Raw genomic sequence first — 24,052 nt, 5'->3', positions numbered from 1 at the left:
AGGTCATGCCATCGACCGGGCCCTGAGCAGGGGAATCGTCATCTCGTCGACGATCATGTCGATACTGTCCTCGGTCAGAGACCCGACGATCAAGACCTCATGGCGTACGAGATCGAGCGCCATCGTGACCATGCGGGGCGGCACGGCTCCCGGCCCCAACTCGCCCCGCCCGCGGGCCCGCGCCAGCAGCGGTTCGAGGAAGGCGCTCCCGCGAATGAACAGCAGTTCGGCGGCCGGCCGGTCGAGCTCGGCCAGCAGGCTGAGCATCGTCTGACGGCCGGCGCGCTCCATCGTCGAGTGCATCGCCCTCAGGAGGGCCTTCAGGTCGCCGGACAGGCTGCCCGTGTCGGCCGGAATCACCGGGTCGGGGCTGCTCTCCATCAACGCGTCGAGCGCCATCTCGGCCTTGCGGGGCCAGCGCCGATAGAGGACGGTTTTGCTCGTTCCCGCCCGCGCGGCTACCCCTTCGTACGTGGTGCCGGCGTAGCCGTGCTCGGCCATCTCGGCCAGGACCGCCTGGTGGATGGCGTCGACAAGCTCCGCGCCATGCCTGCGTGTAGCGGTCATCACGTGCCCCCAAGGAACGTTGCGTTTCTTGACGGTCCCACCGTACCGTCGGCTTATAAGAAACGAACCGTATCTTGCTTTTGTGGGGTGGAGTCATGAGGATCGTGGTATTCGGCGGGACCGGCCTGATCGGATCCCAGGTGGTCAGCCTGCTCACGATGGCCGGGCACGAGACGATCGCCCAGTCGCCCGAGACGGGCGTCAACACGGTCACCGGCCAAGGTGTGGCCGCCGCCGTCGCCGGAGCCGACGTGGTCGTCGACGTGACGAACTCGCCGTCCTTCGCCCTCAACGACGTGATGCGGTTCTTCCAGATGTCGACGGCCAACCTGCTCGCCGAGGAGAAGACTGCAGGCGTACGACACCACGTCGCACTCTCGATCGTCGGCGCCGACCGCAGCCCCGACAGCACGTACCTGCCCGGCAAGGTCGCGCAGGAGAAACTCATCGCACTCTCGGGCGTGCCCTGGACGGTGGTCCGGGCGACCCAGTTCTACGAATTCCTGGGCGCCATCGCCGACGCCGCGACCGACGGCGACACCGTACGCATCGCGCCCGTGGCATTTCAGCCGATGGCCTCGGCCGACGTCGCCCGCGCGATCGCCGAAGCCGCGGTCTCCGCGCCGGTGAACGGCCCGATCGAGACGGCCGGCCCCGAACGCCGCCGCTTCGACGACGTGATCCGGCAGGCCTTGGCAGCCAGGGGCGACCGGCGCCAGGTAGTGGCCGACCCCGACGCCCGCTACTTCGGCCAGCCCCTGGCCGACGGCACCATCGTCCCCCTCGGCGACTTCCGCCCCGGCCGGATCCGCCTGGCCGACTGGCTCGCCGCCCAGACCCGCTGACTCAGCCGTGCCGACCGCCGAGGCCCGGATCCGCACCGACCGTCCGGGCCGGGACCTGATCGAACTCAGTAAAAGCCTGGGCGGCCATCTCTGTCTGCGCCCGGACGCCCACGCGACCTTCGACGTCGACGGTGCTCAATGCACGCTGCGGACCGGCCCCGGCGCGTTGACCGTGTGCGTCGAGTCGCCCGACCGGGAGGAGTTGCGGCGCGCCCAGCGGCACCTGGCCTGGAAACTCCGGCGCGCTCGCGATCTCCCCGAAGTCACCTGGCGCCAGGTCGAAGACACGGCCCCGCGCTTCCGGGCGGTACTCGGCCTGCTGGCCATGGTCACGTTGGTCGTCCTGCTGACACGACCCTGGAACGACGTCTTCTGAAGCCGGTGGGACAGAATCGGCAGCGGCAGCCAACCGGCATGGCGGCGTACCAGGTGGCTGGTCGACGCGGTGGATCAGGGCCTAGACGCGGTCCATCTCGGCCTCGCTCCGACCGTCAGCTCTGCCGCCCTCACCGCCCGGCATGTCGGAGTCGTTCGGTTCCGGGGGTCACACCCATTCGTGCCCGGTTGTCCGATGGTCGTGACAGTCGGTCATCCGGCCACTTGGCGGGAGTTGACCACGGCCATCGTGTGGATCTCGTCCTCGGTGAAGCCGGCCGCGAGCAGACGGTCGGCGAAGAGCGCGAGCCCGTCCTCGACCGGCGGGTTGAACGGCTGGCCAAGATCGCTCGACAGAATCGAGTGGGCCGGGCCGACGGCGCGAATGTTCGCGAACAGGTCCTCCCAGGAGACCTTTCCCGTGTACGGGGTGGTGAAGCACCGTTCCAGCAGGGCGCCGAGCGCCGCAAGCCGTTGCTGGTCCTCGACGGACAGGCGCTGCGAGGTGAATTCGGGGTGGGTCACGACGATTCGGCGTACGCCCTCCGTCTTCGCTGCCTCGACCACAGCGACGATTTCGTACGAGGCCAGGTGGCCGGTCGCCAGCACGAGGTCGTGCCGGGCGATGACGCGCAGCACCTGCCGGAGTTTGGACGTAACCGCGCCGGATTTGTCGAGCACCTCGACCACGTCGGGAACGATGCCCTGCGCGTGCAGGTCGGCCTGGAGCGCCCCCCACATCGCCGGTTTCGCGCCGGGCAGGTCGGCGGCGGTGCTCGTGCGCTGATTGCGGGAGTCGACGGTGGGCATCCAGACGACGCGGGCGCCGAGCCGGGCGGCGATCTCGACGGCGGCCGGGTTCATGCCGCCCATCGAGCCGTTCAGCGTGATCGCGCCGAGGGCGTCGACGCCGGGGACGGCCTTGCGGACGACGGCGGCCCGCTCGGCGGTGGTCACGTAGTGGGACTTGAGAACGAATCCGGCCAGCCCGACCTCGAGACAGCGGCGGGCCAGATCCAGGTCGTCGATGCGGCGTTCCATCACGTCGGGGGCGACGTGCACGTGGGTGTCGTAGGCGCCGGCGACCAGATCGCGGGCCGCTTTCGAAGGTTCCATCCCCGTACGATAGATCGACCTCGATGGGAGTGGCGGTCGATCAGCGTGCGCTGGTGGCGGCGAGCCGGATGCCGAGGGCGATGAGAACGGTGCCCGTCGCCCGGTCGATCAGCCGCCGCACGGTGGTCCGCGTGAGCAGCCGCCGCAAGGACGCGAACAGCGCGGCCACCGCGATGAACCACGCCACGGTGATGGCCACCGCGATGCCGGACAGCGCCATCGTGTCGAGCACGCCGGGCCGGGCCGGCAGGAACTGCGGCAGCAGGGCGACGAAGAAGACAGCCGCCTTGGGATTCAGGACGTTGGTGAGCAGCCCGTCGCGGAAGGCGGCCGGCAACCCGGTCGCGCGGCCCACAGGATCCGGCTGCGCTTGCGCGGTGCTGCGCCACGCCTGCACTCCGAGGTAGACCAGATAGGCCGCGCCGAGCAGCTTCACCGCGGTGAGCACGCCCGGCGCCCAGGCGATCAGCGCGGCGATCCCGGACGCGGCCGCCGCGGCCCAGGCGAACACCCCGGCCGCGATCCCGGCGGCGGCGGCCATGCCGTGCGCCCGCCCCGACACGACGGAGTGCCGCACGACCAGGGCGAAGTCGGGGCCGGGCGACATCGCGCCGAGTGTCACCACCCCGGCGAACATCAGCACCTGCGCCCCTGCGGCCATCGCCCGTCATTTTATCCGACGCGGTTTGTGAGTCCTGCGGCCCGATGTGGGTCCTGCGGCCCGTCGTGGCTCCTGCGGCCCGTTCTGGGTCCTGCGGCCCGTCGCGAATCTTGCGGGCCGTCGTGGGTGCTGCGGCTCGGTAATTCCGGGCTTCTTTCCGTGTCCATTTCGGACCAGGTCCCGCCCCCCGGTCGTACGATAGATCGGTCTCGATGGAATCGGGGGAAGCGCATGGTCCAGGGGAAGCGCTCGGGCGGGTCACCGCGGTGGCTTGCGGCAATGATGCTGGTCGTGGCGATCGGCGGGTGCGGAGACGACGGCGCTGGGGGCGGCACGCCGGAGAGCCGCGACAATGTCACCTACGTGACGGCGTTCGGGGCGGTCGGGCGGGACGCCTTCGTCTGGGTCGCGAAGGAGAAGGGCTACTTCGACGAGGCCGGCATCGACGTCACGATTCAGAAGGGCGCCGGCAACGTCCAGAACCTCACGATGATCAAGTCGAACCAGGCGCAGTTCGGGGCGCTCGACTTCACCGGAGCCGTGATCCAGGCCGGCACGGGCAAGTTCACCGAATGGCGGGCGGTCGCCGCGGTGCACCAGCAGACGTTGGTATCGATCATGACGACGGACGGCACCGGCATCACCAAACCCGTCGACCTGCGCGGAAAGACTGTCGCCACGGGTGCCGGTTCGGTCAGCGAGCTGCTCTTCCCGGCGTACGCGAAGCTTGCCGGTCTTGACCCGGCGACCGTGAAACTGCAAGGGGTGCAGGCGACCGCGCTGACCGGGTTGATGGCCCAGGGGCGGGTCGACGCGCTCAGCACGTTCCTGCTCAGCCGCAAAGCTCTGGAGACCGCGTCGAAGAAGCAGGTCGTCGTGCTGCCCTACAGCGACTATCTCAAGGACCTGTTCGGCAACGCCATCATCGCCCGCGCCGACCTGATCTCCAGCGACCGCGACCTGGTCGAGCGGTTCACGACGGCCGCTTTGAAGGGTCTGCGATACACGATCGAGCATCCGCAGGAGGCCGCCGAGATCCTCAACCGCGCCGAGCCGACCGCCGCGGTGCCGGCCGCCGTGGGCGAGATCGAGGCCATGAAGCCGTACGTCGGTGGGTCACCCGGGCATTTCGACGAGGCACGGGTGAAGGCCGGCATCGACGAGCTCGTGAACGCCGGCCTGATGCCCGTGGGCCTGACACCGGCGAAGGTCGTCGACGGGAGTTTCGTCAAGTGAGCCGGGTGGCGCTGCCCGCGCTCGGGGCGGCGCTGACGGTCGCGCTGTGGTGGCTGCTCACGGTCGCTTTCCACATCGACCCGTTCTACGTTCCGTCCCCGGCCGACGTCGTCCAGACCTTCTGGCGTACGCCGGGTTTCCTGCTCGCCGAGACCTGGGTGACCCTGCAGCGGGTGCTGATCGGGTTCGCCCTCGCCGTGACCGGGGGTCTGGTGGTCGCGGTCGTGCTGGCCGCGTCCCGCACGGTCGAACGGATGACCATGCCGGTGCTGGCCGCGGTCAACGCCGTGCCGAAGGTCGCGCTGGCCCCGCTGCTGCTGGTGTGGATGGGCTTCGGGGACAGCCCCAAAATCGTGCTGGTGGTGCTGGTCAGCTTCTTCCCGGTCGTGGTCGCGACGATGGCCGGGCTGACGTCGGCGCCCGCCGACCTGCGCAAACTGGTCCGGTCGATGAAGGCGACGTGGTGGCAGACGTTCGTGAAGGTGCGGCTGCCGTGGGCGCTACCGCAGATCTTCGTCGGCCTGAAGGTGGCAACACCACTGGCCATCATCGGCGCCGTGATCGGCGAGGTGGTCAGCCCCGACCGAGGTCTCGGCTCGGTGATCACCGGGTCGAGCGCCTCGAGTGACACCCCGCTGGCGTTCGCGGCGCTGGTGCTGCTGGCGCTGGCCGGAGTGGCGCTGTTCTACCTGGTCGCTGCGGTCGAGCGTCTGGTGGTGCCGTGGGCGTGATCACGGTTTCGTCGCTCGCGAAGACGTTTCCCGGCCCGGTCGAGGCCCTGACCGACATCGACCTGCAGATCGAGGACGGCGAGTTCGTCACGCTGATCGGCCGTTCGGGCTGCGGCAAGTCGACCCTGCTGAACCTCATCGCCGGCCTGCTGCCACCGACCCGAGGCACGATCACGCTCGACGGCGTGGTGGTCAGCGAACCGCGCCGCGACGTGGCCATGGTGTTCCAACAGCCCGCGTTGCTGCCCTGGCGGTCGGTGGAAGCCAACGTGCTGCTGCCGGCCGAGATCATGGGCCTGCGCGGCGCCGGGCCCCGGGCTCTCGAACTGCTCGAGATGACAGGGCTGACCGCCTTCCGCAAGAAGCGGCCGCACGAGCTGTCAGGCGGGATGCAGCAACGGGTCGCCCTGTGCCGGGCCCTGCTGCCGCGGCCGAAGGTCCTGCTGATGGACGAGCCGTTCTCGGCCCTGGACGCCCTGACCCGCGAGGAACTGGCCGTAGAACTCCAGCGGATCCACCTCGACCTGGGTACGACGATCGTCTTCGTGACCCACTCGATCCAGGAGGCAGTCCTTCTCGCCGACCGCGTAGTGGTCCTCACCGACCGCCCCGGCCGGATCCGCTCGCTCGTTCCCATCGACATTCCCCGGCCGCGCTCCTTCGGCCACAACGCCCACCTCGACGAGGTAGCCGCCACCGCGGCCCGCCTCCACGACCTGCTTCACTGATTCCCAGCAGCTCGTGCCGGCCGATCGGGCGGATGTTCGCGGCCGGCGGCATCGCATACCCCGACCTGCTCGCCATGCTGATCGAGGATGCCCCTGTTGGCCATGACCGGAACCCCGCGGTCGTCATCGCCCACGGCGGGTCGCCGTCGATTCAGTCGTTTGTCACAAGGGAGGCGCAGCCTGGCTGGACTCGACCATCGAACGCCGCGGAGAAGCAAAGCCGGGGCGCCCGTCCGGAACGGCGACAGTATGCCCAGAATCGCGTCACAGCCCGCCTCGGGCCTGGCCGGCCTGATCGTGGTCCTGCCTCTCACCGTGGCGATCGTCCTCGCCGCGGGTGATCGGGAGACCGCGCTGCGGGTCGCCGGGCCGATCGTCACGTTCGGCCTGCCGTTCCTCCTGATGATCGCATTCTGGTGGGACGACTGGCCCGGGACGCTGCTGCCCGGACGCTGGCCGGCGCTGACCGACACGCTCGCGACGGCGGCCGCCGCGTTCGTCTGCACGATCCTCGGCCAGGCCGTGGTCGACCGGGTCGATCCCGCGGCGCTGGTCGACCCGTTCCCCGGCGCCGGGCACACGGCGACCTTCCCCGGCACGCTGCCGCTGGCGGCCGGGGTCGCGGCGGCGATGCTTCAGCTCACCCTCGTCTACCAGGGCCGGCCGGTGCGAGGGCTGCCGAAGGCCGTGGCCGGCCCGGCCGCGCTGGCCGGGTGCTGGATCGTCGGCGTGGCCGCCTACCTGTTGCTGGTTCGCGGCGGCGCGGTGGACGGGGCCTCGTACGGGGCGTGGCTGGCGGTGCTCGGCGTCTGGCAGGTGGTGCCGTACTCGACGCTGCGCGGCTGGCCGATGGCCCGTGTACGCCGGCGCCACCTGGCCGGGAACCTCTTCGTCCTCGGCGGCGCCACGGTGTCGTACGCCCTGGTTCGCCTGGTTGCGGAGCCGCCCCGCATCGCCGCCGTGTGTGGCTGTGTGGTCGCCACGGGTCTGGTCGTGGGCCTGCTGCTGGGTTCGTGGCCGCTGGACAGCCTGCCCCCGGTGGCCGGGCGGCTGGCCGCACTCGGTCTGGTGGCCGCACTTTCCGCGCTGCTCTACGGCCTGCTGCGGGCCGGCGCGCTCGGCTACTCGTGGCGTCCCGGGGCGAGCACCGACGACTGGGTCAACTTCGTCGCCGCCAGTGCCCTCGGCCCGGCGATCATCCTGCACGTCGCGGTCTGGCGCCGCTGGCCATTCCACCTCGGTGGGCAGAAGGAGACGGCGTGGAGAGGCGATCGGAACCGGGCTCTTGACGGGAACTGAATCGCGACCGTCCCGGCGTACGGGCTGAGGGTTCACGGCCCGGCCGACACCCGGACGCCAAGCGCCTGGCCCACCACCCGCGCTCTGACCTCGCGTAACTCGCGGCCGAGCTGTCATCCTGATCCGCGGGGGTGGTCATGTCCAGTCTCGAATTGGTCGTCGCGCTCGGCGTCACGATCCTGGTCTGCGCCAGCGTCGCTCGCCGGATCGGGGCGGCGCCCCCGGTACCGATGCTGCTCGCCGGGATCCTGCTCGGGTTCGTGCCCGCGTTGCGCGCGGTGCACCTGCCGCCGGAAGCGGTGCTGCTGCTGTTCCTGCCGGTGCTGCTCTACTGGGAGGGGTTCACGTCCTCGATCCGGCAGATCCGGCGCGACCTGCGGGTGATCGTGCTGCTCAGCACGGTTCTGGTGGTGCTGACCGCGGCCGGTGCGGCGGTTGTCACGCACGCGCTCGGCGTCCCGTGGGGTCCGGCGTGGGTGCTGGGGGCCGCGATCGCGCCGACCGACGCGACCGCCGTCGGTGTTCTCGGCCGGGTGCTGCCGCGCCGCCTCGGCACCGTGTTGCGGGCCGAGAGCCTGGTCAACGACGGTACGGCGCTCGTCCTCTACGCCCTGGCGGTGGGGATCACGATCGGCGACGAGGAGTTCTCCTGGGGCGGCCTCGGGGTCAACTTCGTTCTCTCGTACGGCGGTGGGGTCGTCACCGGCCTGGCCGTCACCTACCTCGTCCTGCAGTTCCGTAAGCGCTTGACGGACGCCTTCCAGCACACCCTGTTCGCCGTGGTCACCCCGCTGGCCGCCTACCTGCTCGCCGAGGCGGCCGAGGTGTCCGGCGTGCTCGCGGTCGTGGTCAGCGGTCTGTGGGTCGGCCGGGTCTCGCCGCTGGCGTTCCCCGCCTACGCCCGCCAGCAGGTGCGCACCGTGATGAACTTCCTGACCGCCCTGGCCAACTGCGCCCTGTTCGTGCTGGTCGGCCTGGAGGCGCAGAGCGCTGTCCGCGGCTTGAGCAGCGTTGGCCTGGTGCGCGGTCTGCTGATCGCCGCGGGTGTCTGCGGCGTGATCATCGGCGTGCGGTTCGGCTGGCTGTTCGTCTCGCCGTACATCATCCGGGCGCTCGACCGACGGCCGTCCCAGCGGGCTCGACGGCTCAGCTCCCGGCCCCGCGCGGTGATGGCGAGCGCCGGCTTCCGCGGGGCCGTCTCGATGGCCGCCGCCCTCTCGGTCCCGCACACGATCGCCTCGGGCGAGCCGTTCCCCGACCGCGACCTGATCATCTTCGTGACCGCGGTGGTGATCGGAGTGACGGTGCTGGTGCAGGCGCCGCTGCTGCCCCGCGTGGTGCGGTGGGCGCACATGGGCGAGGACCGCTCGGTCGAGCAGGAACGCCATCGCGCCGAGGTCGAGTCGACCGAGCACGCCCTGGCCGAGCTGCCCGAGCTGGCCGGGCGTCTGGGCACCCCACCCGAGGTGGTCGAACAGATCCGCATCGAGTACGACCGCCGCCTGCGCTCCCTGCACGACGGCGAACCGGGGCGGGGCCGGCGGGCCACCGAGCAGCAACGGCAGTACATCGACCTGGAGCTCGCGATGCTGGCCGACAAGCACGACACGATCATCGGCATGCACCGCCGCGGCGAGATCGACGACGAGGTGCTGCGCGCGGTGCAGGACGTCATCGACCAGGAGAAGGTGCGCGAGACCCGCCGCCGCCCGGCATGATCGAGGATGTCGAGCGTGCCCTCCTGAATGAAGACCCCGCCCTGGAAGTCGGCCGGCGCGTCTTTTCCCAGCTCGGGCCGGGCGCGGTAGCGTCCGGACTCATGGGGAGGACAGACCCGCCGCAGGGGCGTGACGCTGAGCTGAACGCCCTCGGCTCCGGTCCGCGCGGCGAGGCCGAGGAGATCTCCAGCGCCGGCTTGGTGATGTCGGCCTGCGGGTGACCGCGCCGGGCCCATCCGCTGACCAGGAACGGCGTGGCGGGCGGCCGGGCCAGACTCCCGGCCGCCCGCAGTCCGGCGTGGTCAGGCGGTGTAGTCGACCAAGGTCTTGACCTCGGTGACGGTGTAGCCCAGGTTCATGCGCACGCCGCGGCCGACCCGCTGCAGGTTGAGGTCGGCCAGTTCCTCGCCGACGGCGACCGGGAACTCGAGCTCACCCGTGCCGGCCCAGACGTCGGTGGCCTGCATGTCGAGCATGTTGGCGAGCACCAGTTCGTGCACGACGGGGTTCTCGTACTGCCCGACGGTCAGGCGCGGGAAGTAGCGCATGTTGACGACCGGCCGGCCGATCAGCGCCGAGGGGTCCTCGACCTTCTTCTCGAGCGTGATCCTGCCGTTGACGATGCGGTAGCCCACCCGCGACGACGCCGATACGGCGAACTCGCCGCCGGTGCCCACCACGGGCGTGGCCGACGAGTCCGGCAGCGAGAACGCCCGTGTCTGGTGGATCGTGCCGATCTTCTTCGGGAAGCCCTGGATCCAGCCCCGGGCCAGCGCGGCGTCGTTGTCGACGTAGATGTAGGGGCAGAACGCCACCTTCTCGTTGCCCCATCGCGCGTTGATCAGCACGAAGAACTCCTGGTAGCAGGCGTGGGCGGGATCCAGGTATTCCTTGTGGTCGCCCGAGTACTGCCAGTCGAAGAAGGCGGCCGCGCCACTGCCGGGCGCGTCCGGCTCGAGGGTGAGACCTTCGGGCAGGCAGGCCGCCGCGGCCGCCGGGTCGGCGAAGAACTCGATGTTGATCGAGGTGCCGGCGTAGTGCCACGGCGGGGCCGAGGCCAGATTGGCGATGCCCTTGGGAGACAGTGGATAGCTGAAGCCCTGCATTTCGATGCTCCTTCTCGGCGCGACGTGCTGACACTTTCGAAGCTAGGAGAGGGGCCCGTTCCGCCACATCGCTCATGCTGTCTAGACGCGTTCCGGTGGGGACTGGGCGAATCAGCCGTCGTTGTCGCGCACCAGGTTGGTCAGCTGCACCCGCGACGCGATGCCGAGCTTGGCGAAGACGTTGCGCACGTGGGCGTTGACGGTGTGGTGCGAGATGAACAGACGCTGGGCGACGTCGCGGTTGGTGGCGCCGGTTGCGATTACCCGTACGACTTTCAGCTCGGCGTCGGTGAGGCTGGCCCAGCCGGTCTCCGGCCGGGGAGTCATGACGCGACGGAGTTCACCGCAGCGGCGCAGCCGTCGTCCCACCCGCTGCGCGTCGGCCACCGCACCGGCCGCCTGATAGGCGTCGAAGGCCCGGTGGAGCCGATCGGCGCCCCCGGCGTCCTCCAGGGCGGCGGCGGCCAGCAGCGGGCGGCCGGCCGCGAGGTAACCGTCCACCGCCTTCGCCAGCCGGGACTCGTCCTCCTCGACCAGCCCGCGCAGGATCGCGGCGCAGACGGCCAGACGGTCCGGCACCGGCCCGGCCGTGACCTCGCGGGCGGTGAGGACGATCTCGCGGATGCCCGCCGGCTGGTCGTGCAGCCGGTCCTGCAGCGGGCTGAGCACCCGGTCGAGGGCGGCGTAGTCGCTGGTGCCGAGCCAGGAACCGCCGGCCGTGCGCACGATCCGGGCACCGGCCGCGGAGCCGTAGCGGGCGGCGGCGTCCAGCAGGGCCGACTTGCCGCAACCGGGCGCGCCGGTCACCAGCAGGGCGCCGCCGTCGGTCCGGGCCCGGTCGGCGAAGGCGTGCATGACAGCCACGTCGGCGGCCCGGCCCGGCAGCACGGGGTCCACGGAGATCAGTGGCATCTCACCGGGGTGATGGTCATGCAGATCATCGTGGCAGGAACGACTCACCGAAACCTGAGTGACGTCACTGCACGGGCGGGCGGACGCCTCCCTCGGCCGCCGAGATGGCCGATCCGGCCTGGTCCCCGGTGAGCTCGGCGCGGCCGAAGGCCGCGGACTCCGGCAGCCGCAACCGCAGGTCACTGATGCGGCAGACGCCGACCTGCCCGCCGGTCAGCTCGAACTCCAGCACGTGCCCGCCGCGCCTGCGTTCGTCGTCGATGAAGTGCAGGTGAAAGCCGGGAACCGTGACCGTGCCGGCGTAGTCGGGGGACCGGAAGCCGGCGATCGTGCCCCGCAGGTTCTCGAAGGTCCGCACGGCCTCCCCGTGCGAGGCCTCCAGCAGACCCGGGTACGGCTTCTCCTGGCGGCTCACCGTCCGGGTGGTGATCGAGGCGACGTCTGCGTCGACGCGGATCGCGTAGAAGTAGTTGTCCCCGGAGACGTGGCTCTCCACCAGCTCGATCAGCTCGGATCGTGTGGTGGTGCGGCCGGAGGGCAACGCGACGGTGAGGTCGGGCACGAAGTCGACGACCGCGGCGAAAGGCGTGGTCGTGTCGGTCCCGGCGACGTCGACCGTGCCGTCGGAGTGCAGGTGGTAGCAGACGCTGTCGAGCACCACCATCTCCCCGTCGAGCGCGTCGAAGGTGCCCAGGCCGAAGTCGCCGTTCTCCAGCAGCTGCCCGATCGTGAGGTCGCCGTCGTCGAGCCCGGCGAGCAGGGCCCCGACGGTCGAGCTCTGGAACAGTTCGCGCCGCAGGTGGCCGCGGATGTCACCGAGCAGGTTCGGGCCGGTCATTCGAACGCGTCCGGGGAGAGCACTTCGCCGAGGTCGGTGTTGTGGCTGTAGTCGACCGGCACGTCGATGATGGAGCGGCCGTCGGTCGCCAGCGCCTTGCGGACCGCCTCGACGAACTCCTCCTCGGTGCCGGGCCGGAAACCCTGGGCCCCGAACGCGGCCGCCAACTCGGGAACACCGTAGTCGCCGAGCTGCACACCGGACTTGCGCCCGTACTTGAGCATCTCCTGAAAGCCCACCATGTCGTACGTGTTGTCGCGCAGGATGATGTGCGTGAAGTCGAGGCCGAGCCGGTCGGCGGTCTCCAGTTCCTGTGCCGAGAAGAGGAACCCGCCGTCGCCCGAGATCGACACCACCGGGGTGCCCGGGCGCAGCAGTTTGGCCGACATCGCCCACGGCAGCGCGACGCCGAGGGTCTGCTGTCCGTTGCTGAACAGCAGCCGCCGTGGTTCGTGCACCCGGAAGTGGCGGGCCATGTAGATGTACACCGACCCGATGTCGCACGCGACGGTGGTCTCCTCGGGCAGCAGGTCACGCAGCAGCAGCACGACACGGGCCGGGTTGAGGCCGCGCGTGCCGTGCGACGCGTCCCGGGCGGCGTCGTCGATGGCGGCCAGTCCCCGCCGGGCCTCGGCCAGACCCGGGCTCGGCGGCACCTTTTTCAGCAGCGGGGTGAGCGCGGCGACGGTGGACGCGACGTGACCGCGCAGCTCCAGGTCCGGTTGGTAGTCGTTGTCGAGGTAGGCGCCGACGGAGTCGATGTGCACGACGGTTCGTCCGCCGCCGAGGTTCCAGAGCCGGGGGTCGTACTCGACGGCGTCGTACCCGACGGTGACCAGCACGTCGGAGCGTGACACCAGGATGTCGCCGGGCTGGTTGCGGAACAGGCCGACGCGGCCGGCGTACTGGTCCTCCAGTTCCGCCGGGACGGTGCCCGCGGCCTGGAAGGTCTCGACGACCGGGATGCCGGTGACCCTGATGAGCTCGCGGACCGCCGCGACCGATCCCGGGTCGGAGGCCCGCAGGCCGACCAGCAGCACCGGCCGGGCGGCGCCGCGGATCATCTCGGCCGCCTGCTGGACCGCCCACGCGGGTGCCGGCCCGGCCTCCGGTGCCCAGGTGCGCCGGGCCAGCCGATGGCCGGTCACCGCCGAGAGCACGTCGATGGGCACCGCCACCGCGGCGGCCCCTTTCGGCTCCGTCGTGGCCGCGCGGAACGCGTTCGCCACCGCCTCGACCACGTCGTCGGGGTCGGAGACCTCGGCTGTGTATTTCGTGACGGTCGCGAGCAGCGCGGCGGCGTCCATGGTCTGGTGGGTCCGCTTCAACCGGTCGGTCCGCGGCACCGTGCCGCAGATGGCCACCATCGGGTCCTGCTCGGTGTTCGCCGTCAACAGCCCGGTGGCCAGGTTGGCCGTGCCCGGCCCCGAGGTCACCACGACGACGCCCGGGTTCCCGGTGAGCCGTCCGTGCGCTCCGGCGATGAACGCGGCGTTCTGCTCGTGCCGGCAGACCACGGTCACGATGCCACTGTCCAGCAGAGCGTCGTAGACGGCGTCGATCTTGGCCCCGGGCACCCCGAAGATCCGCTCGACGCCCTGCTTCTCCAATGCCTCGACGAGACGATCCGCGGCGCGCGTACCCCTGTTGTCGGCGTTCATGATCGGTCCTCCCGGCCTTCGGTGGTCACTCGTTCAAGCGTCCGGAGGTCACCGTCCAGGGCGAAGGGGTGTTTGTCACCGCGCGCCGCCGGTCCCCGTGGTCATCTCCCACACCCGCTTCCACCAGCACTTCCTCGGCGTACGAGATCCAGCCCGTCATCGGCGTACGAGATGATGGGCCGATGCACGAGGGGGTGACGGTGGGCCGCCGGCGCGAACTGGGCCTGATCCCGTCGGCCCGGCACCTGCCCCCGCCGCAGCGGCAGGCCGTCGAGGTCGCGTTCGGGCTCAGCGAGGGTCCCTCGCCGGAACCGTTCCTGATCGCGCTCGGCATCCTGGAGCTGCTGGGTGACGCCGCCGCCCGCACGCCGATGCTGATCCGCGTCGAGGACGCGCAGTGGCTCGACCGTCCGACCGCGGACGTACTCGCGTTCGTCGCCCGTCGCCTGGCCGCCGACCCGATCGTCCTGGTCGCCGCGCTGCGCGAGGGCTACGACAGCCCGTTGCAACAGGCCGGGCTGTCCGAACTCCACCTGGAACCGCTCAGCGGCCAGGCGTCCGAGGAGCTGATCGAGCTGGCGCGGCCCGGTTTGCCGCCCGCGACGCGCGCGCGGGTGCTGGCCGAGGCGGAGGGGAACCCGTTGGCACTGCGCGAGCTGGTCGATGCGCAGACGCTTCTGCCTCTCACCCGCGGCCTCGAACAGGCGTTCGCGTCGCGCGCGGCCGAACGTGCCGCCGGCATGGCGACCACGACCGAGCAGCGGGGCGGGCTCCTGCTGCAGGCGGCCGCCGCGGCCAGCGAGCTCGGCGACGGCGACACCGTGCTCCGGCTGCTGGGCGAGGCCGGCGGGCTGCGCCTCGGCCTCGTGCACCAGGCGCAGTCGATGGCGCTCGAGGACGCGTTCCGGGTCGGTCCGGCCGGCGATCCACCCCGCGTGCTCGAGCTGGTGGCGATGGCCTCCCGCGTGGCCGATCTGGGCGAGGGGATCTCGCGCTCACCTTGCTGACGGCGGCGAGCGTTCGCTGCCTGTGGGCCGGCCTGGGCGCCGAGGCCCACGCCGTGCAATCCGCCGCCGACCGGATCGGCGCCGGCTCCGGCGACCAGCGTCTGCTCTACATATAGATGTGTACGGCGCCGATCGAACGCGGCGCGGCGGTGCTGACCGAGGTCGCCCGCACCCCGACGCCGCCCGACGCAGTGGGGCTCTGCCTGCGAGGAATGGCGGTGTGCCGCGCCGGGGCCTTCGACGAGGGAGTACCGCTGCTGGACGCGGCCGCGCGTCAGCTACGGAGTCAGGGACGACTGCGCCTGCTGGCCCAGGTGCTGTCCATCCAGGCGTGGGCGGCCCTCGAACTCGGCGACCTGACCCTCGCGGTTCCGGCCGCCGACGAGGCGGTACGACTGGCGGTCGAGACCCAGGGGCCGTTCTGGCGGATCGGTGCGCTGATCGCCCAGTCCGCGGTGGCCGCGTTCCGCGGCGACGAGACCGCCGTCGAGGCGCTGACCGCAGAGGCCGACCGGGTCTCGGTGCCGGCCGGCGCGGCCTATCTGGTCAGCCTCGCGCAGTACGCCCGCGGCGTCCTCGAACTGGGCCGGGGCCGCCACGCGGAGGCGTACGAGCATCTGCGCCGCATCCGCACACCGGCCGACGCCGCCTACAACCGGCTGTGCGCGATAGACAGCGCCGGCGACTTCGTCGAGGCGGCCGTACGCGCCGGGCACCAGGCCGAGGCCGAGACCTACCTGCGGGAATGCGAGGTCATGGCGGACGAGGCCCGATCCCGGTGGGTCGAGGTCCAGTTGCTTGTCGGCCGCATGCAGCTCGCCGACGACGAGAGCAGCTTCGACGAGGCGCTGAGCCGGGACCTGTCGCGCTGGCCCATGATGCGGGCCCGCATCGTCCTCGCGCACGGCGAATGGCTCCGCCGGCAGCGCCGGGCGATCGAATCGCGCCGCCCCCTGCGCGCCGCACGCGACGCGTTCGACGCCATCGGGGCCGTCTCGTGGGCCGAACGCACCCGCCGGGAATTGCGGGCCGCGGGCGAGGGCAGCCGGGAACGTCCGGTGGATTCCCTCGACGAGCTCCCCCCGCAGGAGTTCCAGATCGTGCGGATGGCGGCCGAAGGGCTGAGCAACAGTGACATCGCGGCGCGGCTCCTGCTCTCCCGGCGCACCATCGAATCCCACCTCTACCGCGCCTATCCCAAGCTCGGCGTCGTCTCGCGAGCTCAGATCGTGACCGCCCTGGGCCGCCGGGCCGCGACGCCTTAAGCCAGCACGCGTTCGAAGGCCAGGGCCAGGTCGAGCAGCCTGGCATCAGACCCGGGCAGACCGATCAGAGGTACGCCGACCGGCAACCCGCCCGGGTCGGTGCCCGCGGGCAGCGAAACGGCGGGCAGCCCGGCCATCGAGACGCAGAACGTGTGGCGGGTGAAAGACTCGAAAGAAGCCGTACGACCTCGGCATCTTCGGCGGGGACGAAGTCCTCGAGAACCCCGGCACCGCCCGAGGTGGGCGTGCCCGCGGTGAAAAGGTTGTCCTTGATGGCGAGCGGGATGCCGTGCAGGGGCCGAGGGGTTCGCGCCGGTCATCGAGCGCCGCCGCCTCGGCCAGCACCTCGTCGCCGCGGGTGCGGATGAACGCGTTGAGCTCCGAGGCCTCGATCCGCGCCAGATACATGCCGGTCAGCTCGCGGCTGCTGAGCTCCCCGCGCCGGATCGCGGCGGCCTGCTCGACGAGCGCGCCTCCGACATCATCGGCGTCCGGCCAGGGCGTCGGGTGGCGGCGGCGTCGCGGTCATGTCGGCCCTCCCACAGGTCTTGGTCATGCTCCCACGCGCAGTTCGCCCGCGCCGGAAACCAGGCGCGAAAACGAGTCGTGCACCGGCGCGGACAGCCGTTGGCATCCGCCGGTGCTGAGAAACCCGATGCGCCATGAGCTGGCTCTCCATGACGATGCGGAACTCGAGGCATTGATGGGCGATACCGTCGTGGAGAGACACACCGTCGCCGAATGGCCGTCCGTGCCCTTTCTGGAGGATTGGGCGAAGGACGGCATGAAGGCGATCCTCAGAGCGGTGAAGGCGGCGCCCCGAGCTTGACATGTGTCGATGGGTGGCTTCAGATGTTACCCGGAGGTAACGCCATGATTTGGAGTCGTGCCGCGGTCGCCCTCAGCCTGTTCGTGCCGCTCGTCGTGATGCCCGCGCCCGCCCTGGCCGCGCCGGCCTGCACCGCGCCGACACCGAGCACGACGCAACCCGGCTATCTCGTGGCCGACCCCGATTGCGAACTCGACGGCACGCCGTTCACCGCCCTGCCCGGAGCGAAGATCCACACCGGGATCGCGAAGGGGGCGGCCTACCGCATCGAGGTGCCCGACGCGTGGAACGGGCGGCTCGTCGTCTACGCCCACGGCTATCGGGGCACCGGCACGACCGTCTATGTCGACAATCCGATGCTGCGGCAGCATTACGTCGCCCGGGGCTATGCGTGGGCCGCGTCCAGCTATGCCACCAACGGTTACGACGTCGGCCAGGGCGTCCGCGATTCCGTCGCGCTCATCGACGTTTTCCGCCGGGCCACGGGCGTACGGGCAAGGTCGGTGATCATGTCGGGCGCGTCGATGGGTGGGCACGTCACGGCGGTGGCGATCGAGGAGCATCCGCGGGCTTTCGACGGCGCGATGCCGTACTGCGGGGTGCTCGGTGACACCGCGCTGTACGACTATTTCCTGGACGCGAGCCTGACCGCCGCCGCCCTCACCGGTGTCGATGTCGAGTTCCCGTTGCAGCCCGGCGCCGACTATCAGCAGCGCTGGCGTACGCAGGTCGGACAGATCGCCCCGGCGCTCGGCCTGCCGTCCGGATCAACCCCGGCCGGGCGTACGTGGTCAGCGGTCGTGGAACGGCGAAGCGGCGGTGACCGGCCCGGGTTCGACAGCGCCTTCACCTATTGGAACTCCGCGCCCTCGTTGCCGCCGCTGGCCGATCTGCCGTTCCTGTTCGGTCTCTATCCCGGCCTGTCGGGCGGCACCGCGGGCGGCATCGCGAAAGGCAACCTCGCCGACAACCGGCACACGTTCTATCGCAGCACCGATCGGCTTTTCCCGACTGCCGCCGAATGGCGTCTCAACAACGAGGTTCTGCGCGTACGCCGTACCGCGAAAGCCGACCCCGGACTGTCCGGCGTCCCCCGCGTCGACGGCCGGCCGCCCGTCCCGGTCCTCTCGCTGCACGACATCGGCGACCTTTTCGTGCCGTTCTCGATGGAACAGATCTATGCGGCGCGGGCCGCCGGAACCGGCCGTTTCGTGTCGCGGGCGATCCGCGGAGTGGGCCACTGCGATTTCACGCTGCCCGAGCTGCAGGAGGCCTTCGACGACCTGACGGGCTGGCTGCGCACCGGCAAACGGCCCGCCGGTGACGCCATTCTCGACCGGCGGGCGGTGGCGGACCCGGCGTTCGGCTGCCGGTTCACGCGGGGCACGCACCGGGGCTTCGTCGCCCCGGCCTGCCCTACTTGACGGTCACCTTCGCCGTGACCTGCTTCTTGGTGTCGCCCGCCCGCACCGCACCGCCGTAGAGCAGGCGGATGGCCTCCAAGTCGAGCGCCGAGTACTTCGTCGCGCGGTACTCGCGGTAGAAGACGCTGTCGCGCTTGGTGGTGTCGCGCATGAAGCCCGTCGCCTCGGTCAGCTCGGCGCGGATCGCGGAGCAACGGTCGCTGTCCGGGATGCCGGACGACACAAGAACGATCGCGCTCTCGAGAGCGTAGGTGTCAGCGACGTTCAGGGTGATCCAGCCGTCGCTGCCGGACTTGTAGCTCTTGTCGAGCGACTTGAACTTCGAGACCTGCGCGATGTGCAGTTCGATGTCTGACGGGTTGGTGGAGAGCCGTAGATCAGTGGTGGCGGTGAGCGCGTTGAACTCGGCGATCACCTTGTTCACGCAGCTCTTGTTCCGTGCGGAGCCACCGTGGACACGGACCGTCACGGTCGGCCAGTTCCACAGCGTCACGGTCTCCTCCTTCGACCCGATCTCGGCACCGAGAGCGACGGTGAAGAAGTGGCTGAGACCGGCCTTGCTGATCGTCGGCTTGGTCCGGGTCGGCGCGGGCGCCGGCGAGGTCGTAGCCGAGGGGGTGGGGGAGGCCGACGGGGCCGGGGCCGACGACGCCGGCGAGGCCGGAGAGCCGGCGGCCGGTGCGTGGCAGGCGGCCAGGGTGCCGACGAGGAGCAGTGCCGGGATCAGGCCTTTACCGAGGGTGGGGCGCATGTGACGAGCCTTTCCGAGCCCCGAATGATCATCGGGGACGGCTCACGATCGTACGGCCGGGCTTCTACTTCTTGACGGTGACCTTCGCCGTGACCGTCTTCCGGCTGTCGCCCGGCTCGACCGCCCCGCTGTACAGCAGGCGGATGACCTCTTTGTCCAGCGCCGAATACCTGGTGGGGGCGGGGGTGTACCGGCTGTAGAAGACACTGTCCCGATATTTGGCGGAGTCGCGCATCAGCCCCATCACCTGCGTCAACTCCTCCCGGATGAGGTGACAGCGAATGCCTTCGGAGATTCCGGTCGTACGGATCAGCACGGTGCCGCGGTTGATGGCGTAGTCGTTCCATTGCGCACTGAAGAAGCCGTCGTTGCCCTTCGCGTATCGGGAGTTGAGCGAGCGCATCTTGGAGACGGGGGTGAAGTGCAGTTCGATGTCGGCCGCGCTCGTGGTCAGGCGCAGATCGGTGGTCGCGGTGAGGGCGTTGAAGTCGGCGATCACCTTGTTGAGGCAGCTTCTGCTCTTCGCCGAACCGCCGTGCACGCGGATGCTGACCGTCTTCCAGTTCCACATCGCGACGACAGTTCTCTTTTTGCCGTACTCGGATCCGAGAGCGATGTCGAAGAAGTAGTTGAGCCCGGCCTTGCTGATCGTCGGCTTGGGTCGCGCCTTCGACGTGGCCGGTGCCGGTTCCGGCGTGGTGGTCGTTGCGGGCGCGGGCGCGGACGGGGTCGCCGAGGTCACCGGGGCCGCGTTGCCGGCGGTGGGCGAACGGCACGCGACGAGGGCGGTGCAGGCGAGCAGCAGTACCGGTAGCAGGTTTCGGCCGGCGGTCGAACGCATTGAGGAGCCTCCCCGGACCCGCATGATCATCGGGGCCGGGTGAGGATCGTACGGCGGCCGTTCTGAGACTTCGAAGGGGCACCGAGAACCGCCTTTCGGGGCACCGAAAAGTCGGCGGCTGCCCCATAATCATCGATCTCCGCCGTCACCCGCAGGAGCAGCCGATGGATCTCGCCCGTGACCGACGACGCATTCTCGTACGCACTGTGAGCGTCCTCGCTGTCGTAGGCGTGCTCACGACCTGCGTGGTCGTCGTCGCGCCGCGCGTGCGGCCGTGGCTGTTCCACCGGTCCCTGCCGGCCACGGCCTATCCGACCCAGGACGTGCCCGACGGCGTCACCGTCACCTCGTCGGAGAGCTTCGCGCCGGCCGACCCCTTCGCGGGCACGGCCGCCGTCAACTACCGCGAGGGCGCCGCCGGCATCACCCTCCCGACGGCGAAGGCGGTCAAGGGGTTCAACGGCAAGGAGGTGGGCGCGGCCCTGAAGAAGGTGCGCGCCGCGATGATCGCCGGCCGCCTCGACCACACCATGATCGTCGAGCACAAGCCGGCGAAGTTCCTGGCCCTGCTCGCCCCACGCAACGGCAAGGACACGGCGGCCTGGTTCAAGAGCGACGACCTCTCGAACATCGCCACGTGGATCGCCCCGTCGGCCAAGCTCGACCCGGCGGCACCGCCCCGCGTGAGCGGCCGGATCACGTACGCCTCGAAGATGGTCAACAAGATCCAGACCTTGCAGATCACCACCAACTTCGTCTGGGTGTACGCCTTCCAGGGCCCCGACCGTCCGATCGCGGCGGCCCACGACGAGATCGTGTGGGAGTTCACCGACCCGGACGACGTCTATCCCGAGGACCGCGGCATGTGGCTGGCCGAGGCCCAGTCGTACATGGCGATGATCGACTGCGCGGCCGCCGCGAAGGGCCTGATCGCACCGGGCAAGCCGGAGTTCGCCGCGAACCCGGTCGAGAGCACGGACCCGAACGCCGTCCTGCGCACCGACCACGCGCTCGACATCGGCGACGACTGCGCGACCGCGGCGCCGGGCCGCTGAGCTGTCGCCGCTGACCCGTCGCCGCTGAAAAATGTCACACCCCAGCGGCATGCTCACCCTATGGCAATCGAGGCCACCAAACCGCCGCCCGTCCGCATCGAGCTGTCGATCAACGAAGCGCGCACCAGGTTCCTCCAACTGCTGCGCCTGACCCGCGTGACCCACCAGACCACCGTGATCGTCGACCGCGGCGAGCCGGTGGCCGCCATCGTGCCGCCCGAGGCCCTCGAACGCGCCGGCCCTCAAGCATTCGATCGATCGAGTCCGAGCGCGAACCCGAGCCCGAGCCAGAGCGCGAACCCGAACCCGAGCGCCGCCGGCTGGCTGCAGCGACTCGAGCGCGTCCGCGACGACCTGCGCCGCCAGCACGCGACCCGCACCGACGAGCTCCTCCACGCCCTCGACGAGGCCTGGCGAACCATCGACACGCTCCGGCCACCCGGCACCGACCGCCACGTCGACACGCTCCGAGCAGCCCACGCCCCGCTGCGCCGCCCCGACCGGTAACCGAGCGAACAATGATCTCCTGCGGCACGATTGACCAGGCGGAGCAGCGGCTGACTCGGGGGATGGGCGATGGCACCATCGAAGAAACCGGCGAAATACCCGGACGGCACCGCACTGGACGCCACCGATCGTCACCTGGCCGCCGCCGACCCCACCCTGCGAGCGTTGATCGAGCGCCAAGGCCCGGCCCAGTTCTTCGTGCCCAGCGAGGCCAGCCGCGACCTGTTCGGTTCCCTGATCCTCGGCATCGTCAGCCAGCAGTTCTCGACCAGGGCCGCCCGAGCGATGTTCGACCGCATCCTGGCCCAGTTCGGCGGGCACGTCCCCAAGCCCGCCGCCCTGCTCGCGATCGACCCCGACCAGCTTCGCCTCGCGGCCGGCCTCTCCCACGCGAAGACCCGGGCCCTGGTCGCCCTGGCCACCCAGCTCGACTCCGGCGCGCTCGACCTGGCCGCCTTCCCGAAGCTGACCGACGACGAGATCCGCACCCGCCTGACCGCCGTCTCCGGCATCGGCGACTGGACCGCCGGCGTGTTCCTGCTGTTCACCCTCCACCGCCCCGACGTCCTGCTCGCCAACGACCTGGGCATCCGCAAGGCCGTCCGCGACCAGTACGCCCTGCCGGACCTCCCGCCCGCCGCCACCGTCACCGAGATCGCCGAGCCCTGGCGCCCCTACCGCACCCGAGCCTGCCTCCACCTCTGGCGCAGCCTCGAGACCGCCCCGATCCCCGAGGGCTGACGAACCGTCTGCTAACAGCAGATGGGCTTGGATCCTGGCCGTCCGGCGACCGATCGTGGGGGCATGCAACTAGCCACCGCACCGACCCCGTGGAGCGCGGGGTCCATCGACGACCAGGTAGCCGCCCGGCTGCTGCACCAGCGCATCATCGTGCTCGGGGCCGAGGTCGACGACCAGATCGCCAACCGGCTCTGCGGGCAGCTCCTGCTGCTCTCGGCCGAGGACCCGCGCGGCGTCATCAGCCTCTACATCAACTCGCCCGGCGGGTCGGTCACCGCCGGGCTCGCCATCTACGACACCATGCGCCTGATCCCCAACGACGTCAGCACCCTGGCGCTCGGGCTGGCCGGCAGCATGGGCCAGTTCCTGCTCACCGCGGGCACCCCGGGCAAGCGGTTCGCCCTGCCCCACGCGCAGGTGCTGATGCATCAGGGCTCGGCCGGTTTCGGGGGCACCGCGGCCGACGTCGAGATCTACGCCAACCAGCTCGAACGGCTCGGTCAGACGCTGCTGGGGCTGACCGCCGAACACACCGGGCAGCCGATGGACACGGTCGAGCGCGACAGCCGCCGCGACCGCTGGTTCACCGCCGAGGAGGCACTCGCGTACGGGCTGATCGATCACATCCTCGACAGCGTGGACGACGTGCGACCCGCGATGACCCGTCAGCCGATGGGGCTGAGCGCATGAGCCAGTACACGATCCCGACCGTGATCGAGAAGACGCCGAACGGCGAACGCGCGTTCGACATCTACTCGCGGCTGCTCTCCGACCGCATCATCTTCCTCGGCACCGAGATCGACGACGGCGTCGCCAACGTCGTCATCGCCCAGCTCATCCACCTCGAATCGTCGGGCGAGCAGGAGATCGGCCTCTACATCAACTCGCCCGGCGGTTCGTTCAGCGCCCTGACCGCCATCTACGACACCATGCATTTCGTACGATGTGACATCGCGACGATCTGCGTCGGCCAGGCGGCTTCGGCGGCCGCGGCGCTGCTGGCCGCCGGCACGCCCGGCAAGCGCTCGGTGCTCAAGCACGCCAAGGTCACCCTCCACCAGCCGTCCAGCCAGGCCCGCGGCACCCTGCCCGACCTGGCCGTGGAGGCGAAAGAGGTGGCCAAGGTGCGCGCCGAGATGGACCGCATCCTGGCCGAGCACACCGGCCACCCCGTCGCCAAGATCAGGGCTGACACCGACCGCAGCATGACCCTGTCGGCCGCCGACGCCGTCACCTACGGCCTGGCCGACCGCGTGATCACCCGACGTGAGCAGCGCGCCTACCGCCTCGACGCAGCCTGAGATCAGGCGGCCAGCATGAGCACGTCGCCCGGACGCGACTGCTGAGCCCGGCGCAGGCGGGCCAGGTCGAGCCGTACGACCGGGGCGCGGTCGATCACCAGATCGCGCCCCACCTCGGCCAGCAGATCGGCCAGGTCGATCCCGAGCGAGTCACAGACGGCGGCCAGGATCTCGGAGCTGGGCTCCTTGCGCCCCCGCTCGACCTCCGACAGATATTGCACCGACACGCACGCTTCCCGAGCCACCCCGGCCAGCGTCCGCCCCTGCTCCAGCCGCCGTCGCCGCAGAACCTCACCGACAAAGGTCCGCAGCAAAGGCCGGGTACGCCGCGCGTCGTCCACCATTCCCCGACCGTAGGCGAACCCGCCGCCCCACCGATAGCCGGTTCAGCCAGCAGCGTAGGACCGCAACGCCTCCTCGTCGCCCGGCAGCCCGCTTTCCCGGAGCAGGCGCGAGATCGCCGGGTGCTCGACCAGCCCGACAGTGACCCCACGCGTGAAGCGTCCCGAGTGGATCTTTCGGCTGGTCAGGGGCGGTG

27 protein-coding genes and 2 pseudogenes are annotated in these 24,052 nt (G+C 70.5%); 17 read left to right on the top strand and 12 right to left on the bottom strand.

Annotated features, from left to right (window positions below):
- Window positions 1-3 precede the first annotated feature (3 nt).
- On the bottom strand, window positions 4-567 hold the full coding sequence (locus EER30_RS29200) for a TetR/AcrR family transcriptional regulator (protein ID WP_127503848.1): 564 nt from the start codon (window positions 565-567) through the stop codon (window positions 4-6).
- A 95-nt stretch (window positions 568-662) separates the two neighbouring features.
- Here EER30_RS29200 and EER30_RS29195 point away from each other — a divergent pair, with 95 nt between their 5' ends.
- Both EER30_RS29195 and EER30_RS29190 read left to right on the top strand, forming a co-directional pair.
- Complete coding sequence (locus tag EER30_RS29195) at window positions 663-1,412, top strand: SDR family oxidoreductase (RefSeq protein WP_127503847.1); 750 nt, start codon at window positions 663-665, stop codon at window positions 1,410-1,412.
- A 7-nt stretch (window positions 1,413-1,419) separates the two neighbouring features.
- On the top strand, window positions 1,420-1,788 hold the full coding sequence (locus EER30_RS29190) for a DUF2218 domain-containing protein (RefSeq protein ID WP_127503846.1): 369 nt from the start codon (window positions 1,420-1,422) through the stop codon (window positions 1,786-1,788).
- A 212-nt stretch (window positions 1,789-2,000) separates the two neighbouring features.
- Here the strand turns inward: EER30_RS29190 and EER30_RS29185 are convergent, their stop codons facing one another.
- Together EER30_RS29185 and EER30_RS29180 are read right to left on the bottom strand one after the other, a co-directional pair.
- Entirely contained in the window at window positions 2,001-2,903 is a 903-nt protein-coding gene (locus tag EER30_RS29185) for a DUF6282 family protein (protein WP_127503845.1), read from the bottom strand.
- A gap of 40 nt (window positions 2,904-2,943) precedes the next feature.
- Complete coding sequence (locus tag EER30_RS29180; protein ID WP_127503844.1) at window positions 2,944-3,564, bottom strand: LysE family translocator; 621 nt, start codon at window positions 3,562-3,564, stop codon at window positions 2,944-2,946.
- Between the two features lie 279 nt (window positions 3,565-3,843).
- Between EER30_RS29180 and EER30_RS29175 the strand changes: the two genes are divergently transcribed.
- The 5 genes from EER30_RS29175 (at window position 3,844) to EER30_RS29155 (ending at window position 9,276) form a co-directional block, all read left to right on the top strand.
- Window positions 3,844-4,800, top strand: a complete 957-nt coding sequence (locus EER30_RS29175) for an ABC transporter substrate-binding protein (protein WP_127503843.1) — start codon at window positions 3,844-3,846, stop codon at window positions 4,798-4,800.
- Entirely contained in the window at window positions 4,797-5,531 is a 735-nt protein-coding gene (locus EER30_RS29170; protein ID WP_127503842.1) for an ABC transporter permease, read from the top strand. The genes EER30_RS29175 and EER30_RS29170 overlap by 4 nt, the downstream gene beginning before the upstream one ends.
- Window positions 5,528-6,259: an ABC transporter ATP-binding protein gene (locus EER30_RS29165; RefSeq protein ID WP_127503841.1), complete on the top strand. Its 732-nt coding sequence runs from the start codon at window positions 5,528-5,530 to the stop codon at window positions 6,257-6,259. The genes EER30_RS29170 and EER30_RS29165 overlap by 4 nt, the downstream gene beginning before the upstream one ends.
- Window positions 6,260-6,508: 249 nt before the next feature.
- A complete protein-coding gene (locus EER30_RS29160) occupies window positions 6,509-7,558 on the top strand; it encodes a hypothetical protein (protein WP_127503840.1) in 1,050 nt (349 codons plus the stop codon).
- A 137-nt stretch (window positions 7,559-7,695) separates the two neighbouring features.
- On the top strand, window positions 7,696-9,276 hold the full coding sequence (locus EER30_RS29155) for a Na+/H+ antiporter (protein WP_127503839.1): 1,581 nt from the start codon (window positions 7,696-7,698) through the stop codon (window positions 9,274-9,276).
- 302 nt (window positions 9,277-9,578) lie between these two features.
- Here the strand turns inward: EER30_RS29155 and EER30_RS29150 are convergent, their stop codons facing one another.
- From EER30_RS29150 to alsS, 4 genes are all read right to left on the bottom strand, one after another.
- Complete coding sequence (locus EER30_RS29150) at window positions 9,579-10,382, bottom strand: acetoacetate decarboxylase family protein (protein WP_127503838.1); 804 nt, start codon at window positions 10,380-10,382, stop codon at window positions 9,579-9,581.
- Window positions 10,383-10,493: 111 nt separating this feature from the next.
- Window positions 10,494-11,294 (bottom strand): helix-turn-helix transcriptional regulator, encoded by an 801-nt coding sequence (locus tag EER30_RS29145; RefSeq protein WP_127503837.1) that lies wholly within the window; start codon window positions 11,292-11,294, stop codon window positions 10,494-10,496.
- A gap of 64 nt (window positions 11,295-11,358) precedes the next feature.
- Entirely contained in the window at window positions 11,359-12,132 is a 774-nt protein-coding gene (gene budA, locus EER30_RS29140) for an acetolactate decarboxylase (protein ID WP_127503836.1), read from the bottom strand.
- Window positions 12,129-13,793 (bottom strand): acetolactate synthase AlsS, encoded by a 1,665-nt coding sequence (gene alsS / locus EER30_RS29135; protein WP_127503835.1) that lies wholly within the window; start codon window positions 13,791-13,793, stop codon window positions 12,129-12,131. Before alsS ends, budA begins: the two co-directional genes overlap by 4 nt.
- A gap of 182 nt (window positions 13,794-13,975) precedes the next feature.
- Here alsS and EER30_RS47370 point away from each other — a divergent pair, with 182 nt between their 5' ends.
- The 3 genes from EER30_RS47370 to EER30_RS29120 are packed head-to-tail and all read left to right on the top strand — an operon-like array spanning window position 13,976 to window position 16,065.
- Complete coding sequence (locus EER30_RS47370; RefSeq protein ID WP_164842518.1) at window positions 13,976-14,800, top strand: hypothetical protein; 825 nt, start codon at window positions 13,976-13,978, stop codon at window positions 14,798-14,800.
- Window positions 14,794-14,916, top strand: coding sequence for a hypothetical protein (locus tag EER30_RS49455; RefSeq protein WP_255436965.1), 123 nt, complete (start codon window positions 14,794-14,796; stop codon window positions 14,914-14,916). The genes EER30_RS47370 and EER30_RS49455 overlap by 7 nt, the downstream gene beginning before the upstream one ends.
- A complete protein-coding gene (locus EER30_RS29120) occupies window positions 14,917-16,065 on the top strand; it encodes a helix-turn-helix transcriptional regulator (RefSeq protein WP_127503832.1) in 1,149 nt (382 codons plus the stop codon).
- Here the strand turns inward: EER30_RS29120 and EER30_RS50025 are convergent.
- Window positions 16,062-16,226 (bottom strand): annotated as a pseudogene (locus tag EER30_RS50025) (amidase family protein); the annotation flags it as partial. The gene EER30_RS29120 and the pseudogene EER30_RS50025 overlap by 4 nt on opposite strands.
- A gap of 24 nt (window positions 16,227-16,250) precedes the next feature.
- Window positions 16,251-16,360 (bottom strand): annotated as a pseudogene (locus tag EER30_RS50020) (amidase family protein); the annotation flags it as partial.
- Between the two features lie 345 nt (window positions 16,361-16,705).
- Here EER30_RS50020 and EER30_RS29110 point away from each other — a divergent pair.
- Window positions 16,706-16,894, top strand: a complete 189-nt coding sequence (locus EER30_RS29110) for a hypothetical protein (RefSeq protein WP_127503831.1) — start codon at window positions 16,706-16,708, stop codon at window positions 16,892-16,894.
- Window positions 16,895-16,938: 44 nt separating this feature from the next.
- On the top strand, window positions 16,939-18,318 hold the full coding sequence (locus EER30_RS29105) for an alpha/beta hydrolase family protein (protein WP_240670375.1): 1,380 nt from the start codon (window positions 16,939-16,941) through the stop codon (window positions 18,316-18,318).
- Here the strand turns inward: EER30_RS29105 and EER30_RS29100 are convergent.
- Together EER30_RS29100 and EER30_RS29095 are read right to left on the bottom strand one after the other, a co-directional pair.
- Entirely contained in the window at window positions 18,311-19,069 is a 759-nt protein-coding gene (locus EER30_RS29100) for a DUF2927 domain-containing protein (protein WP_127503829.1), read from the bottom strand. The two genes, EER30_RS29105 and EER30_RS29100, sit on opposite strands and share 8 nt — an antisense overlap.
- Before the next feature lie 64 nt (window positions 19,070-19,133).
- On the bottom strand, window positions 19,134-19,910 hold the full coding sequence (locus EER30_RS29095) for a DUF2927 domain-containing protein (RefSeq protein ID WP_164842517.1): 777 nt from the start codon (window positions 19,908-19,910) through the stop codon (window positions 19,134-19,136).
- 164 nt (window positions 19,911-20,074) lie between these two features.
- Here EER30_RS29095 and EER30_RS29090 point away from each other — a divergent pair, with 164 nt between their 5' ends.
- From EER30_RS29090 to EER30_RS29070, 5 genes are all read left to right on the top strand, one after another.
- Window positions 20,075-20,965, top strand: a complete 891-nt coding sequence (locus EER30_RS29090; protein WP_127503827.1) for a hypothetical protein — start codon at window positions 20,075-20,077, stop codon at window positions 20,963-20,965.
- A 60-nt stretch (window positions 20,966-21,025) separates the two neighbouring features.
- The gene (locus EER30_RS29085) at window positions 21,026-21,472 is read left to right on the top strand and encodes a type II toxin-antitoxin system prevent-host-death family antitoxin (RefSeq protein WP_127503826.1); all 447 of its coding nucleotides are present in this window, start codon (window positions 21,026-21,028) and stop codon (window positions 21,470-21,472) included.
- Window positions 21,473-21,541: 69 nt separating this feature from the next.
- Entirely contained in the window at window positions 21,542-22,213 is a 672-nt protein-coding gene (locus EER30_RS29080; protein ID WP_127503825.1) for a DNA-3-methyladenine glycosylase family protein, read from the top strand.
- Window positions 22,214-22,276: 63 nt separating this feature from the next.
- Window positions 22,277-22,903, top strand: coding sequence for a ClpP family protease (locus EER30_RS29075; RefSeq protein ID WP_127503824.1), 627 nt, complete (start codon window positions 22,277-22,279; stop codon window positions 22,901-22,903).
- Window positions 22,900-23,514 carry a ClpP family protease gene (locus EER30_RS29070; protein ID WP_127503823.1) on the top strand — a complete coding sequence of 205 codons (615 nt, stop codon included), beginning with the start codon at window positions 22,900-22,902 and terminating at the stop codon, window positions 23,512-23,514. Before EER30_RS29075 ends, EER30_RS29070 begins: the two co-directional genes overlap by 4 nt.
- Before the next feature lie 2 nt (window positions 23,515-23,516).
- On the opposite strand, the gene EER30_RS29065 is transcribed toward EER30_RS29070, so the two are convergent.
- Window positions 23,517-23,858 carry a helix-turn-helix domain-containing protein gene (locus tag EER30_RS29065; protein WP_127503822.1) on the bottom strand — a complete coding sequence of 114 codons (342 nt, stop codon included), beginning with the start codon at window positions 23,856-23,858 and terminating at the stop codon, window positions 23,517-23,519.
- Window positions 23,859-24,052: the final 194 nt, after the last annotated feature.

The sequence above is a fragment of the Actinoplanes solisilvae genome (assembly GCF_003999975.1).
GTDB classification, from domain to species: domain Bacteria; phylum Actinomycetota; class Actinomycetes; order Mycobacteriales; family Micromonosporaceae; genus Actinoplanes; species Actinoplanes solisilvae.
This window is presented reverse-complemented; position numbering and strand designations above follow the sequence as displayed.

Coding starts and splice junctions, on each gene's coding strand:
- EER30_RS29095 (WP_164842517.1), bottom strand. CDS start 19,910: ATGCGTTCGACCGCCGGCCGAAACCTGCTACCGGTACTGCTGCTCGCC.
- EER30_RS29160 (WP_127503840.1), top strand. CDS start 6,509: ATGCCCAGAATCGCGTCACAGCCCGCCTCGGGCCTGGCCGGCCTGATC.
- EER30_RS29145 (WP_127503837.1), bottom strand. CDS start 11,294: ATGCCACTGATCTCCGTGGACCCCGTGCTGCCGGGCCGGGCCGCCGAC.
- EER30_RS29175 (WP_127503843.1), top strand. CDS start 3,844: ATGATGCTGGTCGTGGCGATCGGCGGGTGCGGAGACGACGGCGCTGGG.
- EER30_RS29195 (WP_127503847.1), top strand. CDS start 663: ATGAGGATCGTGGTATTCGGCGGGACCGGCCTGATCGGATCCCAGGTG.
- EER30_RS29105 (WP_240670375.1), top strand. CDS start 16,939: ATGATTTGGAGTCGTGCCGCGGTCGCCCTCAGCCTGTTCGTGCCGCTC.
- alsS (WP_127503835.1), bottom strand. CDS start 13,793: ATGAACGCCGACAACAGGGGTACGCGCGCCGCGGATCGTCTCGTCGAG.
- EER30_RS47370 (WP_164842518.1), top strand. CDS start 13,976: ATGCACGAGGGGGTGACGGTGGGCCGCCGGCGCGAACTGGGCCTGATC.
- EER30_RS29085 (WP_127503826.1), top strand. CDS start 21,026: ATGGCAATCGAGGCCACCAAACCGCCGCCCGTCCGCATCGAGCTGTCG.
- EER30_RS29180 (WP_127503844.1), bottom strand. CDS start 3,564: ATGGCCGCAGGGGCGCAGGTGCTGATGTTCGCCGGGGTGGTGACACTC.
- EER30_RS29080 (WP_127503825.1), top strand. CDS start 21,542: ATGGCACCATCGAAGAAACCGGCGAAATACCCGGACGGCACCGCACTG.
- EER30_RS29200 (WP_127503848.1), bottom strand. CDS start 567: ATGACCGCTACACGCAGGCATGGCGCGGAGCTTGTCGACGCCATCCAC.
- EER30_RS29185 (WP_127503845.1), bottom strand. CDS start 2,903: ATGGAACCTTCGAAAGCGGCCCGCGATCTGGTCGCCGGCGCCTACGAC.
- EER30_RS29150 (WP_127503838.1), bottom strand. CDS start 10,382: ATGCAGGGCTTCAGCTATCCACTGTCTCCCAAGGGCATCGCCAATCTG.
- budA (WP_127503836.1), bottom strand. CDS start 12,132: ATGACCGGCCCGAACCTGCTCGGTGACATCCGCGGCCACCTGCGGCGC.
- EER30_RS29075 (WP_127503824.1), top strand. CDS start 22,277: ATGCAACTAGCCACCGCACCGACCCCGTGGAGCGCGGGGTCCATCGAC.
- EER30_RS29155 (WP_127503839.1), top strand. CDS start 7,696: ATGTCCAGTCTCGAATTGGTCGTCGCGCTCGGCGTCACGATCCTGGTC.
- EER30_RS29120 (WP_127503832.1), top strand. CDS start 14,917: ATGTGTACGGCGCCGATCGAACGCGGCGCGGCGGTGCTGACCGAGGTC.
- EER30_RS29065 (WP_127503822.1), bottom strand. CDS start 23,858: ATGGTGGACGACGCGCGGCGTACCCGGCCTTTGCTGCGGACCTTTGTC.
- EER30_RS29090 (WP_127503827.1), top strand. CDS start 20,075: ATGGATCTCGCCCGTGACCGACGACGCATTCTCGTACGCACTGTGAGC.
- EER30_RS29100 (WP_127503829.1), bottom strand. CDS start 19,069: ATGCGCCCCACCCTCGGTAAAGGCCTGATCCCGGCACTGCTCCTCGTC.
- EER30_RS29070 (WP_127503823.1), top strand. CDS start 22,900: ATGAGCCAGTACACGATCCCGACCGTGATCGAGAAGACGCCGAACGGC.